We start from the raw sequence: 16,329 nt of genomic DNA on the forward strand, positions 1-16,329 counted from the left end.
CGCCGCGTGCCCGCAGGCCGCGCAGGTCAGGACGCAGGCAGCGACCGGGGCCGCGGTGGCGGCCCTGGCCGCCGCGGGCTTAGAGCCAGCCGCGGCGGGCCGCCTGTAGTCCGGCCTGGAAGCGGGTCTGCGCGCCGAGGTCGGCCATGATCTCGCGCAGGTGGCGTTGCACCGTACGCGGATGCCAGCCGAGGTGCCGGCCGATCGCCTCGTCGGTGAGGCCGGCGGCGAGCAGGCTGAGCAGCTGCCGGTCGTTCGTCGAGCGGGTACGGTCGCCGGGCTCTACCAGGCCGTCCTCGAACCGCACCGGCACCGCGGTCGTCCAGATCGCCTCGAAGAGCGCGATCAGCGTGTCCAGCAGTGACGACGAGTGGATCACCAGCGCGCTGTCGCTGCTGGTCGGCCCCAGCGAGATCAGGCCGAGCGAGTTGTCGGCGATGAACATCTTGACGGGTACGTCGCTGGCGACCCGCGCCTCCTCGCCCTGCGCGGCGAAGGACTGCGCGGCGGTGAGCCGGCCAGGAAGGTCGAGGCCGGCGGGGTCATACACGGTGCGATAGCGGATGCCGCGTGCCAGCGCCTCTTCCTCGGCCTCGTTGGTGAGGCCACCGCCGTACGGCGGCCGGTCGAAAACGCGCACCTGCTCGGTCGCCGCACGCTGCACCTGGCGCCAGCGCTGCAGCACGGCATCGGAGGACGTCACGACCTCGACGATCTCCTCCGGCCGGATCGTCATCTGCCGAGCGTGATAGCGCTCCATCAGGCTCTTCGCGGTCAGCCGCACCTGTTGCAGCTCGCGCTCCGCCGACCGTACGAGCACCTCCAGCGCCACGTCCGGCGGCGCCGGCTGATAGCGCAGCGGCCGGCCGGACAGCCGCGACACCAGCCCCTTGCCTTCCAGCGCGGTCAACGCGAGCGGCACGGTGTCTCCTGGCACGCGGTCGCGCAGCTCGGCAACCGTCGCCGGAGACTCGTCCAGCAGCGCGAGGTAGGTCGCCTGTTCGGTCTCGGTCAGGCCTATCGCGTCGAGCACCGTCGCTCCTGTCCGGATACGTGCCGATTGCTCTTGTCGTGTTCACGGCAATGTCGGGAAATACATCATGCCGGCTCTTTCCCGGCGGTGGAGGGGAATGCCAGCCTGAAGTCGCCGGCGACCAGATGGGGGCCGCGCGCGGGGCGCCGACCAGCCAAGAAGCGGCGCCCAGCGCAGCCAACGTTTTCGGCCACCCATCGGCTGGTCAACGAGCGCGGCGGTGGCATCGGTCCCCACCCCCAGGTCACCGCCGCGCTTGTAGCGCCTCCGTCACCCCCCGACTACCAACCGCCATCGTGGCCGGTGGCAGCATGTCCGTCGTGAGCGGGTTTCTCCCACCCGGACTGGCCGCCGCGACGCCGATGCTGCTGGCTGGCGCCGCGATGGCACTCGGGCTGGTGGTGCTCTGCCTGGTCGTGGTGATGATCGTCCGCTGCCGGCGGCCACCAAAGCTCACCGAGCGGGAGCTCGGCCATCAGGTCCTGCACACCGCGAGTCTGCTGGCCACCGCGTTGCGCGGTGGGCTCACGCAGGCGACCGCGCAGCGCGCTCTGCCGTACGTGGCGACCCTGCTCGGCGGCGAGGCCGTCGCGCTGGCGGATCGGGACGGCGTGCTGGCCTGGTACGGCACCGGCGAGAGCGAGCACGCCACGGCGGTCGCGAGTCTCTGTGCGGCGGCGGCGACCCACAACCGTACGAAGACCGCCAAGCTCAGCTGTCCGGATCGCCGGTGTCCGCTGACCGCCGCGGTGGCCGTGCCGCTGGAGCGGTCCGGCCGGACGGTCGGCGCACTCGTCGTGGGCGTGAGCGCGCAGCTCAACGACGGCCTCACGCTGGCGGTGGAGGAGGCGGCGCGGTGGATCTCCGCGCAGCTCGGTTTCGCCGACGCCGACCGGCAGGCCAAGGCGCTCGCGCGTGCCGAGGTCCGCGCGCTGCGCGCACAGATCAGTCCGCATTTCGTCTACAACGCGCTGTCGGCGATCGCGTCCTTCGTACGCACCGATCCCGATCGAGCACGGGAGCTGATCGAGGAGTTCGCCGAGTTCACCCGCTACAGCTTCCGGTCGCACGGCGACTTCACCACGCTCGCCGAGGAGCTGCGCTCGATCGACCGCTATCTGCTGATCGAGCGCGCCCGGTTCGGCCGCCGGCTGCAGGTGCGGATGCAGGTGGCGCCGCAGGTGCTCGGCGTCGCCGTACCCTTCCTGTGCCTGCAGCCGTTGGTGGAGAACGCGATCCGGCACGGCCTGTCGGCCAAGCGCGGCATCGGCACCATCACCATCATCGCCTCGGACGACGGCACCGACTGCCTGCTGTCGGTGGAGGACGACGGGGTCGGCATGAACGCCGCCGAGCTCGACCTGCCGGACACCTCCGGTGACATCGGGGACCATGTCGGCATGGCAAACGTCGACATCCGGTTGCGATCCATGTACGGCGACGGCTATGGCCTGCGGATCGACACCGCACTCGGGGTCGGCACGCGGGTCAGCATGCGAGTGCCGCGAGGTCAGTTATGAGCGAGGGGTTACGGACGCTGGCGGTCGACGACGAGCCTCCGCAGCTGGACGAGCTGGCGTATCTGCTCGGCGCCGACCCCAGGGTCTCGTCGGTGGCGGTCGCCGGCGACGCCGTACAGGCGCTGCGGCTGCTCCGCGACGAAGGCATCGACGCGGTGTTCCTGGACATCCGGATGCCGGGGTTGGACGGCCTGGAGCTGGCCAGGGTCCTGCGCCGGTTCGCCCGGCCGCCGGCGGTGGTTTTCGTGACAGCGCATGAGGAAAAGGCGGCCGACGCGTTTCAGCTCGGTGCCGTCGACTATCTGCTCAAGCCGGTACGCGCCGACCGGTTGGCCGAGGCGTTGCGGCGGGTCGCGGCGGCGCGTGACGACGAGGCCGAGGTGTCGACGGCCGAGCCGCGCGAGGAGGTCATCGCGGTCGAGCTCGGCGGCGTGACCAGGATGATCAGCCGCTCGTCGGTGCGCTGGGTCGAGGCACACGGCGACTATGCGCGGCTGCACACCGGCGATGGTTCGCACCTGATCCGTACGCCGCTGAGCGCTCTCGCCGACCGGTGGTCGGACGCCGGTTTCGTCCGCATCCACCGGTCGTACGTGGTGGCGCTGTCGGCCATCAGCGAGCTGCGGTCGACCGACTCCGGCTATGTGGTGGTGGTCGACGAGCTGCCGCTGCCGGTCAGCCGCCGGCACAGCCGGGCCGTACGCGACCGGCTGGTCGGCTACTGAGCCGTTAAGAAGCCGTCAACCACGGTTAAGAACGCGTAAGCGACCGGTCTGAGCAGTGGTTTCCGGTCGTACGGTCGAACCGTGACCGCCAGTCCGTACGCACCTCACCCGCGGCGCGACAGCCTGCGCTGGGAATTCGGCATGGCGGTGGGGTTCGCCGCCTGCCTCGGCGCCACCGCCGTGCTGAGCCAGCTCGCCTCGTCCGCGCCGTGGTGGCTGCTGGCCGCCGGCATGGGTCTGGTGCTGCTGGTCGTCAGCCGTCACCAGAGTCTCGGCGCGGCCGCCTTCACCGGCCTGATCGGCTGGCTCTGCACCGAAGGCTTCCTGCTCGGTCGTGACGGCGAGCTGCGATGGCACGGCCTGATCGACGTGATCCTGTTGGTGATCGCGCTGGCCCTGGCGACCGCCGTGCCGCTGCTGCGTCGGCGTTCCTAGGGTTTGTGGTTGGACCAGGCCTGGCAGCTGGCCGCGAACGCCGACGTGACGGCCTTGTCGGCCTTCGGTGCGTAGGTCGTCACCTTCCAGCGCGGCGGACCATCGTCCGTACGCTCACCGACCAGCGTGAGCGACTCGACGCTGGCTCGATCACCGTGCCGCGGCGCCGCCGGTTTTCCGTCGCTGTCCCACCAGCCGATGTCTCGGCAGACCGGGACGACCACGGTGCCGGTCGCCTGCCGCACCGGCGTGTCCAGCCAGATCCACAGCGGTCCGAGCGCCAGCCGGCCGGACGGCTTCGCGCTGTCCCAGACCGAATGAGCGACCTGTCGCGCGGTCCCCGTGCTGACCGCGTCGATCAGCGGGACGAGCGGCTTCACGTCGGTGGAGCTGGCCAGCACCTCGTTGAGCGACAGGAATCGCCGAGCGGCCTGCACCACCGGATCGTCCTGCCTGGCGAGCCGCCAGCTGATCGGTACGCGCGCGCTGCCGTTCAGCGGGATCTTCGCCAGCAGCTGGTCCTGGCTGAGGCCAGGCGATGCCGACGTTGAGCTCGTCGCGGTCGGTGGCTGGCCGCCGCCGGAGCCGGTGCAGCCGGCGACAGCCAGCGTGGCGGCAGACAGCACTGCCACCACGCCGTTGCGCAAAGCCAGCCGGGACATCCGCACGATCGTATCGCTGGCTACTTCGCCTCCCACTTGTTGAGCTCGTCGCCGGCGTGGCCGAACGCACCCTCGTACGAGTCGCCGACGCCGGACCGCGCCGAGCCCTGACCCTGCAGCGGTCCGTGCGGATCCTTCAGCTGGTATTCCCAGGCACTCCAGTCCTGCGCGCTCCACTCGGTCATCGGCTTGCGGTGGTGGGTATGTGGATCGATCAGGCTGTCCGGGATCTGGCTGTCGGAGGCGTTCCGGTAGACGGCCGCCGAGTAGGCGGTCTCGACGGAGTTCCGGCTGTCGATCTGCAGCGCGCCGGCGTCGTAGTTGGCCTGGCCGGTGGAGTCGTGCTTCAGCGAGTTGGCCACCTCGTCGGCGATCTTGCCGTACGCGTAGCTGACCGCGTCGCCGGCGACCGGGATCTTTCCGATCGCCTTGTTGGCGATCAGGCCGACGACCTCCTTGGTGTTGGCGACCTGGTCGTTGTGGACCTTGTCGTCGTCGCCGAGGGTCTTGTGATGTGCCGTGACCGCACCGAAGTCCAGGTCGCCGTACACGTGTGAGAGGCCGGTCGTGACGTTGCCGACGCCGGGGTTGCCGTCCGCGTGGACGTGGCCGTGCAGGTAGGAGTCGTAGCCGATGCCGGCGTAGGTGATCGCCGAGGCGGCGACCTGGTTGTACGCGTCCTTGTCCTTGCCGACGTCGGCGAGGACGAGGTCGAGCGCGTGCTTGTCGAAGTACGGCACGTTCTGCTGGATCCCCGGCGTGTACGGGTCGGCGTCGCCGGTCTTCGGGTCGACCGCCTGGTGCGGATCGCCGCCGTCCAGCGTGTCGAAGACGCCGTTCATGTTGTACGCCAGGATGTGTCCGACCGAGTCCCGGATCGACGGCGGCACCACGTCCACGTCGCTGAACGGATGGCTGCCGCCGTGGTGCTCCGGGTCGGTGACCTTCTCGTCGTGGCCGAGTTCCCAGACGATCGACTCGGTCAGCTGCTTGGAGGCGGCGTCCTGGTCGGTCTTGGTGACCGCGTTGTCCAGGACCTCACCCAAGGTGTTCAAGCCGGCCGAGGAGTAGTCCTTGTGGTCGAGGTGCCACATGGTGTCGTGCTGCGCCGGCTGCAGGTCCAGCGGCCAGTCGCGGTCGGTCAGCAGGTAGTCGACCAGCGGCAGCCGCGGCTGGTCGTGGCCGTCGAACAGCTCCTCGTGGGTGAACCACTGCTTGGCCACGTTCGGATCGTCGTTCTTGAAGGCGGTCATCAGGCCGGCGACCGGATCGAAGCCGCCGGGTACGCCGTCGGCGTAGCCGTTGACCCAGTTCATCCGCAGGCCGGCGCCGGCCAGGCTGTGCGTCCACACCTTCGAGCCGCCGTGGTCGCGCTCGAACTGGATCATGTCGTCGCCGACCCAGCCGAGAAAGTCGCCGCCGAACTTCGCGTCCTTGTTGTTGGTCGACAGCAGCGTGCCGAGCGCCTGGTAGCCGTAGATGTTCCAGCGCTCCGGCTGGTCCGGCTGACCCAGCTCGACCTTGCCTCGCGCGGCCTTGGTGAGGTCGCCGACCCAGTCCCAGGAGACCTGATTGCGGCCGCCGGGGTTTCTGGTGGCGGTGGCCAGCACGGCGCCGAGTCCGGACTGGACCGAGCCCATCAGCGCGGCGAGCTGCTTGCGCGAGTCGGTGTCCTGTTCGGTGCCTTCGTCACGCTGGAACGAGGCGACCCGAGCGGTGAGCTGCAGCAGGCCGACGGCGCCGACCTCGTTCAGGAACTTGGTCGCGAAGGCCGGGTCGGTCTGGTTCTTGAGCAGCGCGTTGAGCTGGTCCAGATCGGCCTTGTTCGGCACGTAGTGCGGTCCGTTGATCTTCTTCGCCAGCACGGCCGCCTGGTGTGCGAGGCGTTCCATCTCCTGCTGGTGCCACTCGGCCGGATAGACGGTGAAGACGCCTGGAGTGCTGGGGATCGCGCCGACCGACCGCGCCAGCTTGACGTTGGCGTCGGTCGGGCCGTCCTTGAACATGCCGGCCACCGCGGTCGCGCCGTTGACGATGAAGTTGTTGTACGCCGTGTACCACTTGGTGTCGGCGCCGCTGGTCGCGTTGGCCTTGGCGGTGTTGATCTGGTCGTCCGTCGGCGGCTTGCCGTTGTCGCCTTTCGCGCCGTAATGGCCGTCCGAACCGGCCGCTTTGGTGAGCGCGGCGGAGATCTTGTCGACCTCACTGTTGAAGGACTCGACCTGGTGGGCCCAGTAGTTCAGCGGAACCGCGGCCCAGGCGAGCTTCGAGCTGAGGTCGTGCGCGCTCTTGCGTACCGGCTCAGGCGCCGACCGCAGCTCCGGTGCGGCGATGCCGTCCCAGTTGTCGGTCGCCGGGTTGAAGGCCGCGTCGGTGACGGCCTTCTGGTCGATCGCCTTGCCGGCGTCGGTCACCAGCTTGGTCGCGTGCGTACGGATGTCGCCTGGCTTGGCCGGATGTTTCTGCAGCGGGCCGAGGCCGCCGCCACCGCCATCCGCAACGGGTCGGACCATCGTTGCCGCTCCTTCAGACCGTGATCGGACGGGACAGGTTGGAGCCCTGTGCGCTCAGGTTCGCACCGGTGGTGGTCAGGTGGTGCGTCGCGTCGGTGTCGGCCGTGGTCACCACGTTGCCGGCCGACGAGGTGTTGGTGCCGAGCGCGTCGACCTGCTTGGCCATGCTCTGCATCCCCGGGTTGACGTCACCCAGGAACGTCTGTACGGCCAGCCCGACCGTGCCGTCCATCACCGCGGTCGCCGACTCGCGCAGCGTGGTCTCGGTGTTGTGGGCCCAGGTCTGCCAGCCGGTGGACGTCTTCGCCGTAGCATGTCCCGCCTGCACGACCGCGCCAGTCTCAACGTCGATGTACGACATTCCCCGCGCTCCCTCCGCGCGTACCCGCTGCCCCACGGTCGCGCTCGCAGTCAGGGTAGATCGCCGGCGCAAGCGGAGAACTCGCAGGTCAGAGTGGGTTGCGCTGGGTTTGTACCCTGGTCGCCGAGCGATTGCAGGCCATGCTCGACCTTCAGGAGGGTCAGATGGGGAATTTCGTCAATCTGAACGAAGTCGGCGTTCTGTCCCAGTCGGGTCAGGGCTATGACGGCACCGCGACCGACCAGCACGGCGAGTCCCGCAACTTCGTGGGAAAGATGGACGCCTCGCAGGCCGGCCTGAAAGGCTCCGCCGGCACCACCTTCACCGGCATCGCCAACCTCTCCGGTGGCAACCTGACCCAGCTGGCCAACCTGATCGCCGAGCAGGCTCGGCGCGCGGTCATGGGTGAGAAGACGGTCGTCGGCGCCGACGACGACGCGCACTCGGCGCAGCAGCCGGCGCTCGGCGCGGCCGACTCGTACACGTCCTCGCTCAGCCGCGGCATCAACGCCTAAGGAGGTCAGGAAATGTCCCAGGGTTCCGTACGCGCCGACTTCGGCGTCATCGACCAGCTCTCCGCCGACCAGGGATCGCACGCCGGCAACATCGACGGCTTGCGCGCCACGCTGAAGTCGCACGTCGCGAAGGCGATCGACAACTTCGCCGGCGGCATGGGCCAGGAGCAGCACCAGGCGTGCATGGCCAAGGCCGACCAGTTGATCGACGAATACATCAACGGCATCCGGCAGTTCCAGGGAACCACCAACACGGTGAACGACACGTTCCAGGCCGGCGGCCACAAGGCGCAGAGCATCCTCGCCTCCGGCGCCTGATCAGTCCGGTTCCGCGACCAGCCCCCGTCTCCCGTACGGGGGCTTTCGCGTGTGTCCGATTGGCGCCTCCGCCGACATTCCCGCAGCTCAGCCCACACGCGACGACGCAATCGGATTCCGATTGCGTCGTCGCGTACGCGTGCTAGTCGGGGAGGTGGGCGACCTGCACCTGCGACGCCGTGCCGCCGCGGCCGGCGTAGAGGGCGCGGCCGACCGGCAGCCGCTGTGAGGCGATGCCGTTGACCAGCCGGCCCTCCATCCGGTCGCCGGAGAACAGCAGGCCGGGTGTGCCGATGTCGTTCATCCGCTGCAGCAGCGGCTCGAACAGCGCACGCGAGATGCCGCCGGTACGCCGCGCGACCACCAGGTGCATCCCCAGGTCACGCGACTGCGGCACGTACTCGACCAGCGGGTCCAGCGGATTGCCGGTCGACGCGGCCACCAGGTCATAGTCGTCGACCACGAAGAGCACCTCCAGCCCCTTCCACCAGTTGCGTGCCCGCAGCTGCTCGGAGGTCACGTCCGGCCCTGGTACGCGCTGGCGCAGCGAGCCGGCGATCTCGGCCGCCACGGCCGCGGTCTGCTGCTGCGCGGTGCAGTACGCCAGCAGATACTCGGGCGGCACCACGTCCAGCAGCGTCCGCCGATAGTCGACCACGACGATGCCCAGCTGGTCCGGCGTCGCGGTCGCCATCGCGCCACGCAGCAGGACACGCAGCAGGTTGGTCTTGCCGGTCTCGCCGTCGCCATAGACCAGCAGGTGCGGGTCGCTGCCGCCGAGGCTGACCGCGGCCGGCGCCAGGTCGCGCTCGGAGATGCCGATCGGAATCGCGGTGTCGCCGGGCTGCACCGGCGGCAGCGACGACCACTCGAAGACTGCCGGCAGCGAGCGTACGACCGGCACCGCGGTCTCCGGCCAGCGCTCGCGTACGACCTCGACCAGCCGGGCCTGCGCCGCGCCGAGGTCGCCGACCGCGACCTCGCCGTCGATCCGCGGCAGCGCCACGTGTGCCATCAGGTCGCCTTCGACCAGCGCGCGGCCAGGCGTGTCCTTGCTGATCCGCTCCATGATCTTGCGGTCGAAGGCGCTGTCGAACGGGTCGTTCAGGCGCAGGTCGATGCGGCCGCCGAAGGCCGCCTGCATCCGCAGCCGGATCTGCATGGTCTGCGCGATGCTGACGATCACGTGGACGCCGTAGTTGAGACCGCGGGCGGCGATCTCGCCGATCACCGCCTCCAGCGGCTCGTGCTCCTCGCGGAAGCTTCCCCAGCCATCCACCACCAGGAAGATGTCGGCGGGGACCTCCGCCGGCACCTCGCCGTTGGCGCGAGCCGTACGCAGCGCGGCGACCGAGTCCAGGCCATAGCGCCTGAACACCTCCTCGCGCTGCTCCACCGCACTGGCGACCTCGCCGACGACCCGGCGGATCCGCTCCGGGTCGACCCGGCTGGCGACCGCCGCCACGTGCGGCAGCTCCTCCAGTGGTCCGAGGCCGCCACCGCCGTAGTCGATGCAATAGAACGCGACCTCACCCGGCGCGTATCGCAGTGCCATCGAGCAGATCATCGTGCGCAGCAGCGTCGACTTGCCGGACTGCGGTGCACCGGCGACGACCAGGTTGCCGCCGCCGCGGGTGAAGTCCCACTCCATCGGAAACTGCCGCTGCGCGGCCGGGTCGTCGACCAGGCCGATCAGCGCCGAGACCGTGCCAGGCACCGCACCGGCGGTCGGGTCCTGTACGCGGTCGAGGCTGACGGCCTCCGGCAGCGGGTCGAGCCACACCGGCCGGACCGGCTGGCCGCCGGCGCTGGCCAGCTGCTTCACGATCACGTCGAGCACGGTCGTCGCGCCGGCCTTGGCCGGTGCGGCCATCAGCTCACCGGGCCCCTGCACGCCTTCGGACATGGCGGCGATCCACGCGCCGACACCGTTGACGGCCAGATACGGCACCACCGGCACGTATCGCTTCGGCGCGTCCTCCGGCGGCTCGTACGGGGCCGACACCAGCGCCGCCTTGAACCGCTCGAAGATCGTGGTGTCCACCTTGAGAAAACCGGATCCCGGCTCCGGCGGCAGGTGATAGGCGTCCGCCGTGCCGATCGTGTCGCGGCTCTCCGCCTCGGAAAACGTACGCAGACAGATCCGGTAGGACAGGTGCGACTCCAGGCCGCGGATTTTCCCCATTTCCAGCCGCTGCGTGGCCAGCAGCAGGTGGACGCCGATCGACCGGCCGATCCGGCCGACCGCGACGAACAGCTCGGCGAAGTCGGGTTTTGCCGTCAGCAGCTCGGAAAACTCGTCGATGATGACCAGCAGCTCCGGCAGCGGCTCGAGCGGATGACCCTCGTCGCGCATCGCCTGGTAGGCGGTGACGTTGGGCAGGTTTCCGGCTTCCTTCAGGATTTCCTGCCGGCGTTGCATCTCGCCGTACAGCGCGTCGCGCATCCGGTCGACCAGCGTCAGGTCGTCCTGCAGGTTGGTGATCATGCCGGCGATGTGCGGCAGCTCGCGCATGCCGGCGAAGGTGGCGCCGCCCTTGAAGTCGACCAGCAGCAATGCCAGCCGGTCCGGCGAGTGGTTGATCACCAACGACGACACCAAAGTGCGCAGCATCTCCGACTTGCCGGAGCCGGTCGCGCCGACCACCATGCCGTGCGGTCCCATGCCGCCGTGCGCGGATTCCTTGAAGTCCAGCATGATCGGCCGGGCGTCGCCGCTGATTCCGATGGGTACGCGCAAAAACTCGCGGAGCGCGCGCGGCCGCCAGGTCTGTTTCGCGTCCAGCGTCGCCACGTCCGGCACGCCGAGGATCTCCGGCAGGCCGATGGTCTCGGTCAGCGACTCGGCCGACTCCTCGGCGACCAGGCGCAGCGGTGCCAGCAAGCGGGCCATCGCCGGCAGCTGGCCGTCGGGTACGTCGTCGACGGTGAACGTGTCGCCGCTGGGCACCTCGGCCTGGCCGTCCTCCGACACGGTGATCCGTAGGTCCACCGACTCCGGCTCCTCGCGCCGGCTGCCGAGCAGCGCGATCAGGTGGATGCCGAGATCCTTGAGCGTCACCGAGCGGTCAGACGGCTCCAGGCCGCGTACGGTCGTCAGGTTTTCGCCATCGATCAACACGATCAGCGGGTGCGTGGCGCTGGAGGCCTGGCCGCGGCGGCGCTGCAGGACGTTGAGCCGTGCCTCGATCTCCGGCTGCAGAGCGTCGGCCAGCGCCGCCACCGAGGAGGCGATCAGCCGGGCCGGCAGCTCACCGTCCATTGTGGACGGACTCTGCGTGTGCGGCAGCCACTTGGCCCAGTCCCAGCTGGCCTCGTGCCGCTCGTCGCGGACGATCGCGAGGCGTACGTCCTCCGGTGCGTGAAACGCGAGCAGTTGCGCGACCAACGCACGGGCGAGCCGTCGTCCGGTCGTGCGGTCGCCGACGACGCTGATCACGCCGTTGATCCGCACCGCCACCGGCTGGTCGTGCAACATCGAATAGCGGTGCTCCAGCTGGCGCGCGGCCTCGGCGCACACCGGGTCTGTCTCCGACAGCGGACTGAACTCGTCGGTCTGCACCAGTGGCGTGGCGATCGGCCGGTCGCCGTATCCGGCGCGCAGCAGCAGGAAGTCCGGATCGGCCGGCCGGCGTTCCCAGCGGCGCGACGGGATCCGCGCCACGTCCAGCAGCCGGACCGGATCCGGATGCCGCCAGGCGCCGTCCTCGCGCTGCAGGTCGATGGTGTCGCGCAGGTCGCGGCGCAGGTCCTCGATGTAGTCCAGGTAGCGCTCGCGGGCCTCGCGCTTCTGCCGCCGCGGGCCGGTACGCTGGCCGATGATCATGATCGCGCCGACGCCGACCGAGCCGACCAGCAGCAACAGGCCGGCGACGGCGAACAGCGGCTTGTCCGGGTTGGTGACCGCCACCAGCAGCGAGCCGCAGCCGGAGATGATCGGCATGACGACCATCGACGCGCTCATCGAGGCCGGCGGTTGTTGCTGCAACTTCGGCGGCTCGGCGATCCGCACCGGATCGGTCGGCACCGCCGGCGGCGCGATCCTCGCCGGCCGCTTCACCAGCGTCGTGGTCAAGCCGCACCTCCTCGCTGCTGCGCGTCCACAGGTCCATAGTGGACGTGCCATGCCACCATGGCTTGCTGAGGAACACGCCAGCACGGAAGGGGCGGCCTTAGGTGCCGACCGCGTACAGCCGGGTCACCATCGTCCATGGCGCCCGCCGCGTCGACCTCGCGCTGCCGACGGAGCTGCCGGTGGCCGACGTCGTGCCGCAGGTGCTGCGTTTCTGCCTGCCGGAATCCGGCGGTGACCGACCCGAGTCCTGGTCGCTCGGCCGGGTCGGCGGCAAGCCGATCGTGCTCAGCCGGTCGCTGACCGAGGAAGGCGTCGTCGACGGCGACGTGCTGGAGCTGGTGTCGGCCGGCGCCGGCAACCCGGAGGCCTACGTCGAGGACGTACGCGACGCCGTCGAGGACGCTGTCGACTCCAGCGACGACCTGTGGGTCAACCGTACGACGCAGGGCTTCGCGCTGATGGCCGGTGCGATCGGCATGGCAGGGCTGTTGCTGCTGCCAGCCGCGCGCGCGTCGCAGCAGCCGGGTCCGCTGATCGCCGCCGCGATCGCCGCGATCCTGCTCTGCGCTGCCGCTTGGTGGGCCGGTCGCAACGCGTACGTCCGCGCCGCGACCGTGCTGGTGACCGTCGCCGCCGGCTGGGGCGCGCTCGCCGGCTGGCTGCTGGCCGCCTGGCTCGGCGCCAGCGCGTACGGCAGCCTCGGCGCCGCCCTCGCCTATCTGGTCGCGGTCGTGGTGATCAGCCGCGGCCTCACGCCGTACGCGACGCCGCATCTGGCCGCCTGCGCGGTGATCGTGCCGGCCGGCGCCGCCGGCGCGATCTTCGGCCTGCTGGACCTGTCCGTCGACAACGTGGCGAGGATCGAGATCCTGCTGGCGATCGTGCTCACCGGCATGTTGCCGCGCGCGTCGATCGCGGTCGGTGGCCTGGCGGCGGCAGACTTCCGGCTGCGTACGGTCGCGCGGATCACCGAGCGCGAGCTCGCCGACCGGGTCCGCCAGAGCACGTATCTGCTGACCGGGTCGTTGGCCGGCGCGGCGATCGTGGTGGCGGCCGCGGCCGGCTGGCTGATCCGGTCGACCGCGCCGTGGGACCTGGTCCTGCTGCCGGCCGCCGGCGTGTTGCTGATCCTGCGGTCGCGAGCCTTCGGCCGCGTGCGGCACGTACTGCCGTTGCGGCTCGGCGGTGTCGTCGTGCTGGCCGGCTGCGGCATCGCCGCGCTGTTGCGCGTGCCGGCGCTGCTGCCGTGGACCGCCGCGCTCGCGATGGTCGCGGTCGTCGCGGTGGTGGCGGTCGCGGCCCTGCCGACCACCGCGGTGACCACCGCTCGGATCAAGCAGATCCTGAACTGGGTGGAGATCCTGATGGTGGTCGTGGTCCTGGTGGTGGCCGTCGGAGCGACCGGTGTCTTCGCGGCCATGGCGAGTTTCGAGGGGCTGAAATGAGTCAGCCGACCAACGGAGAGACCGACGAGGTGGACGCGGTCGGCCGTGCGGCGCAGGACGCCGCCGGTGCCTTGTCGCGGATGGGGATCGACCCGAGCGCGTTGGGGCTGGCCGCGCCGGCGCCGCAGCCGGTGGTCGCGCTGCCGGCGACCGTACGCGAGCCGGCCGGTGGCCTGGCCGTGCCGCCGCCGGACCGGACGGCTCCCCGGCCGACCGGCCGGATCGTCGGTCGTGCCGCGCCGATGCCCTCGGAGGACGGCGGCAACCTGCGGTTTGCCACTCCAGGCACCAACCTGCGCCGGCCGCTGGCCGGTCCGCCGCAGCACGTACCACCGCTGCCGACCGGTCCGGATCCGCAGGCCCTGCGCGCTGCCGGCGGTGCCGCGCGGCCGCCGTTCACCGGCTTCAGCGGCCTGCGCCAGGTGGCGCACGGCGTCGGCAAAGGTGTGTGGTCACCGTCCTCGGCGGGTGCGGTGCAAGACGAACGCGAACTGATCGCACGTGTCCGCACGCGTCAGCGCGAGCCGCGGGTGACGTGCTTCTTCTCGACCGTCGGCGGCGCTGGTACGACCACGACGGCCGCCGGCGTGGCGCTGGCGCTCGCGACCGTGCGGGGTGACCCGGCGGCCCTGGTGGACGTACAGGCCGGCACGCGGTCGCTGTCGGCTCGGCTGGCCGGCACGTCGTCGGTGAGCACCAGCGACGTGATCAGAGCCGGCGCGATGAGCGCGTTGCCGCGGCCGCCGGCCACCATCGGCTCGCTGGCCATCCTCGACAGCGCGCCGTGGTATTCGCCGGCCGAGCGCGGCGACCTGGTCGAGATGCTGCACCAGGTGCGGTCGATGTATCCGTTCACCGTGCTCGACGTCGGCGACGAGGTCTCCGGCACCGCGCACGCGATGATGATGCGCGCCGACAGGCTGGTCGTCGTACAGCCCGCGCAGCCGGACCTGGTCGACGCCGTGCAGTATGCGATGGGCCGGATCAACCAGGTCGACCCGGACCGGCTGCGGCACGTGGTGGTCGCCGTCGTGGCGATGACACCGCGGTCGTATCGCAGCGCCGTGCGCCGGCTTGGCGCGCTGCTGGGCCGCAGCCAGCGGGTCGTGCTGGTGCCATACGACCGCGCTCTGCATGGCGGCGGCGCGTTGTCGCTGGCGGCGCTGCGACCGTCGACCCGCGAGGCATATCTGTCGCTGGCCGCCTTCGCCGCCGAACGGGTCGACCTGTGACCGGCCGGCCGCGTACGCTCACCGGCTGGTCGTCGAGCACCACGCCGAACGTCGAGCGCTACATGCTCGAGTCGGACGTGCTGCGGCGGCGGCAGCTGCACACGGCGTTGCTGTTTGGCTCAAGCCGTACGTGGCGCGACCGGCGGCGGATCTGGCCGGGGGTGCTGGTCGGCGTGATCCTGGTGGCGGTGATCGTGGCCGGCCTCGCGGTCGCCGGCGCCTTCCGCAAGCAACAGATCAACGACCAGCTGCAGAAGCAGAAGAACAATCCCTCCGCCACGGCCCCCGCGTCACCCGGCCGCTGAGCTTTGTCCGCATGGCCACCATGCTTGCATTCAACGCAAGCATGGTGGCCATGCGACCAACGGCCTAGTGAGCGCCGATGACCTGGTCCCTGGAGGCGATGCCGGCCGGAGCGGACGCCAGCGCCGCGTGGATGGCGTCGGCCAGGGCCAGCGCCGCCTCCTCGGTCAGCTCCAGAGCGACCCGGGCCGACGCGCCGGCCGCCGGGTTGAGGAAGTCGACGTTGACGGTGTGTGCGTACGGTGCGTGCACCGGATGGTCCACGTAGACCGTCGCGTCGGTGACGGGAAACCAGCCGGCCGGTCCCTTGCCGCTGCCGTCGACCTCGATTTTCTGTGTGACGTACGTGCACATTGGCGGAAACCTTTCAGGAAGCGAGCAGCCGGCCGTAGAAGTCCCAGATCCTCTCCCAGCCGGCGTTGGCGGCGTCGACGTTGTACGACGGCCGGTTGGTGGAGAAGAAGGCGTGCGTGGCGTTCTCGTAGACGTGGAACTCGTGCGGCTTGTTCAGCCGGGTCAGCTCGGACTCGATCTGTGCGACCTCGTCAGTGCTCGGAAACTTGTCCAGCGCGCCGAACAGGCCGAGCACCGGACAGCGCAGGTCGCCGGCCCGGTCGAGCACCGGCTCCACGCTGAACGGGAAAGGAAAATCCGGGCCTGGCTTGGCGGCCACGAAGGCGCCGTAGCAGTCGACCGCCGCCTGCAGGTCGACCGCGGTCGCGGCCAGGAACGACTGACGGCCGCCGGAGCAGTAGCCGATCACCCCGACCTTGCCGTTGGACGAGGTCAGCCCGCGCAGGTGCCGGGCGGCGCCGGCCACGTCGCCGATCAGCCGGTCGTCCGGCACGCCGCCGTTGTTACGGGACGCGGCCGCCGCATCGTCCGGGCTCGCGCCGGGTGCGTCACGGTAATGCAGGTTGGGACACAGCGCGTTGTAGCCGTTGACCGCGAACGTACGCACGATTTCCTTGGTGCCCGCGTCAAAACCCGGCATGTGGTGGATGACGACCACCGAGCCGTACGGTCCGGGGCCGAGCGGACGTGCCAGATATGCCTCGATGTCGTCGCCGTCGTGGCCGGTGATGGTGATCGTCTCGGCCTGCATCGCGTCGTACATGTGGAAAGTCCCTCCGTTTGGACGTCCCTCTCTTTCTAGTCCTCTCCGCGCGCTATTGCTCGCGGCGGGGTTGGA

Annotated in this window: 15 protein-coding genes; 8 read left to right on the plus strand and 7 right to left on the minus strand. The window is 70.3% G+C overall.

What is annotated here, in order from left to right:
- Positions 1–79: 79 nt before the first annotated feature.
- The gene (locus tag GNX95_RS38895; RefSeq protein WP_163512810.1) at positions 80–1,033 is read right to left on the minus strand and encodes a helix-turn-helix transcriptional regulator; all 954 of its coding nucleotides are present in this window, start codon (positions 1,031–1,033) and stop codon (positions 80–82) included.
- A gap of 320 nt (positions 1,034–1,353) precedes the next feature.
- Here GNX95_RS38895 and GNX95_RS38900 point away from each other — a divergent pair, with 320 nt between their 5' ends.
- The 3 genes from GNX95_RS38900 (at position 1,354) to GNX95_RS38910 (ending at position 3,713) form a co-directional block, all read left to right on the plus strand.
- Positions 1,354–2,553 carry a sensor histidine kinase gene (locus GNX95_RS38900; RefSeq protein WP_246281919.1) on the plus strand — a complete coding sequence of 400 codons (1,200 nt, stop codon included), beginning with the start codon at positions 1,354–1,356 and terminating at the stop codon, positions 2,551–2,553.
- Positions 2,550–3,278: a LytR/AlgR family response regulator transcription factor gene (locus tag GNX95_RS38905; protein ID WP_163512812.1), complete on the plus strand. Its 729-nt coding sequence runs from the start codon at positions 2,550–2,552 to the stop codon at positions 3,276–3,278. The genes GNX95_RS38900 and GNX95_RS38905 overlap by 4 nt, the downstream gene beginning before the upstream one ends.
- An 81-nt stretch (positions 3,279–3,359) precedes the next feature.
- Complete coding sequence (locus GNX95_RS38910) at positions 3,360–3,713, plus strand: hypothetical protein (protein ID WP_163512814.1); 354 nt, start codon at positions 3,360–3,362, stop codon at positions 3,711–3,713.
- Here GNX95_RS38910 and GNX95_RS38915 read toward each other — a convergent pair.
- From GNX95_RS38915 to GNX95_RS38925, 3 genes are read right to left on the minus strand one after another with little or no spacing between them, the layout of a single operon-like run.
- Positions 3,710–4,375, minus strand: a complete 666-nt coding sequence (locus GNX95_RS38915) for a hypothetical protein (RefSeq protein ID WP_163512816.1) — start codon at positions 4,373–4,375, stop codon at positions 3,710–3,712. The genes GNX95_RS38910 and GNX95_RS38915 overlap by 4 nt on opposite strands.
- 20 nt (positions 4,376–4,395) lie before the next feature.
- The gene (locus GNX95_RS38920) at positions 4,396–6,888 is read right to left on the minus strand and encodes a DUF6571 family protein (RefSeq protein ID WP_163512818.1); all 2,493 of its coding nucleotides are present in this window, start codon (positions 6,886–6,888) and stop codon (positions 4,396–4,398) included.
- Positions 6,889–6,901: 13 nt separating this feature from the next.
- Complete coding sequence (locus tag GNX95_RS38925; RefSeq protein WP_163512820.1) at positions 6,902–7,249, minus strand: hypothetical protein; 348 nt, start codon at positions 7,247–7,249, stop codon at positions 6,902–6,904.
- A gap of 164 nt (positions 7,250–7,413) precedes the next feature.
- On the opposite strand from GNX95_RS38925, the gene GNX95_RS38930 reads away from it, so the two are divergent.
- The gene (locus GNX95_RS38930; RefSeq protein WP_163512822.1) at positions 7,414–7,764 is read left to right on the plus strand and encodes a hypothetical protein; all 351 of its coding nucleotides are present in this window, start codon (positions 7,414–7,416) and stop codon (positions 7,762–7,764) included.
- A 12-nt stretch (positions 7,765–7,776) separates the two neighbouring features.
- Positions 7,777–8,082 (plus strand): hypothetical protein, encoded by a 306-nt coding sequence (locus GNX95_RS38935; protein WP_163512824.1) that lies wholly within the window; start codon positions 7,777–7,779, stop codon positions 8,080–8,082.
- Between the two features lie 142 nt (positions 8,083–8,224).
- On the opposite strand, the gene eccCa is transcribed toward GNX95_RS38935, so the two are convergent.
- Positions 8,225–12,157, minus strand: a complete 3,933-nt coding sequence (eccCa, locus tag GNX95_RS38940; protein WP_222854270.1) for a type VII secretion protein EccCa — start codon at positions 12,155–12,157, stop codon at positions 8,225–8,227.
- Positions 12,158–12,258: 101 nt separating this feature from the next.
- Here eccCa and eccD point away from each other — a divergent pair, with 101 nt between their 5' ends.
- The 3 genes from eccD to GNX95_RS38955 are packed head-to-tail and all read left to right on the plus strand — an operon-like array spanning position 12,259 to position 15,139.
- On the plus strand, positions 12,259–13,602 hold the full coding sequence (eccD, locus tag GNX95_RS38945) for a type VII secretion integral membrane protein EccD (RefSeq protein ID WP_163512828.1): 1,344 nt from the start codon (positions 12,259–12,261) through the stop codon (positions 13,600–13,602).
- On the plus strand, positions 13,599–14,834 hold the full coding sequence (locus GNX95_RS38950; protein WP_163512830.1) for a MinD/ParA family ATP-binding protein: 1,236 nt from the start codon (positions 13,599–13,601) through the stop codon (positions 14,832–14,834). The genes eccD and GNX95_RS38950 overlap by 4 nt, the downstream gene beginning before the upstream one ends.
- On the plus strand, positions 14,831–15,139 hold the full coding sequence (locus GNX95_RS38955; protein WP_222854271.1) for a hypothetical protein: 309 nt from the start codon (positions 14,831–14,833) through the stop codon (positions 15,137–15,139). The genes GNX95_RS38950 and GNX95_RS38955 overlap by 4 nt, the downstream gene beginning before the upstream one ends.
- A 64-nt stretch (positions 15,140–15,203) precedes the next feature.
- Here the strand turns inward: GNX95_RS38955 and GNX95_RS38960 are convergent, their stop codons facing one another.
- On the minus strand, positions 15,204–15,491 hold the full coding sequence (locus tag GNX95_RS38960; protein WP_163512832.1) for a DUF6295 family protein: 288 nt from the start codon (positions 15,489–15,491) through the stop codon (positions 15,204–15,206).
- A 13-nt stretch (positions 15,492–15,504) separates the two neighbouring features.
- A complete protein-coding gene (locus GNX95_RS38965) occupies positions 15,505–16,254 on the minus strand; it encodes a dienelactone hydrolase family protein (protein WP_163512834.1) in 750 nt (249 codons plus the stop codon).
- Positions 16,255–16,329 lie beyond the last annotated feature (75 nt).

The sequence above is a fragment of the Fodinicola acaciae genome (assembly GCF_010993745.1).
GTDB lineage: Bacteria > Actinomycetota > Actinomycetes > Mycobacteriales > HKI-0501 > Fodinicola > Fodinicola acaciae.

Coding starts and splice junctions, on each gene's coding strand:
- GNX95_RS38925 (WP_163512820.1), bottom strand. CDS start 7,249: ATGTCGTACATCGACGTTGAGACTGGCGCGGTCGTGCAGGCGGGACAT.
- GNX95_RS38930 (WP_163512822.1), top strand. CDS start 7,414: ATGGGGAATTTCGTCAATCTGAACGAAGTCGGCGTTCTGTCCCAGTCG.
- GNX95_RS38905 (WP_163512812.1), top strand. CDS start 2,550: ATGAGCGAGGGGTTACGGACGCTGGCGGTCGACGACGAGCCTCCGCAG.
- GNX95_RS38965 (WP_163512834.1), bottom strand. CDS start 16,254: ATGTACGACGCGATGCAGGCCGAGACGATCACCATCACCGGCCACGAC.
- GNX95_RS38935 (WP_163512824.1), top strand. CDS start 7,777: ATGTCCCAGGGTTCCGTACGCGCCGACTTCGGCGTCATCGACCAGCTC.
- GNX95_RS38960 (WP_163512832.1), bottom strand. CDS start 15,491: ATGTGCACGTACGTCACACAGAAAATCGAGGTCGACGGCAGCGGCAAG.
- GNX95_RS38915 (WP_163512816.1), bottom strand. CDS start 4,375: ATGTCCCGGCTGGCTTTGCGCAACGGCGTGGTGGCAGTGCTGTCTGCC.
- GNX95_RS38920 (WP_163512818.1), bottom strand. CDS start 6,888: ATGGTCCGACCCGTTGCGGATGGCGGTGGCGGCGGCCTCGGCCCGCTG.
- GNX95_RS38950 (WP_163512830.1), top strand. CDS start 13,599: ATGAGTCAGCCGACCAACGGAGAGACCGACGAGGTGGACGCGGTCGGC.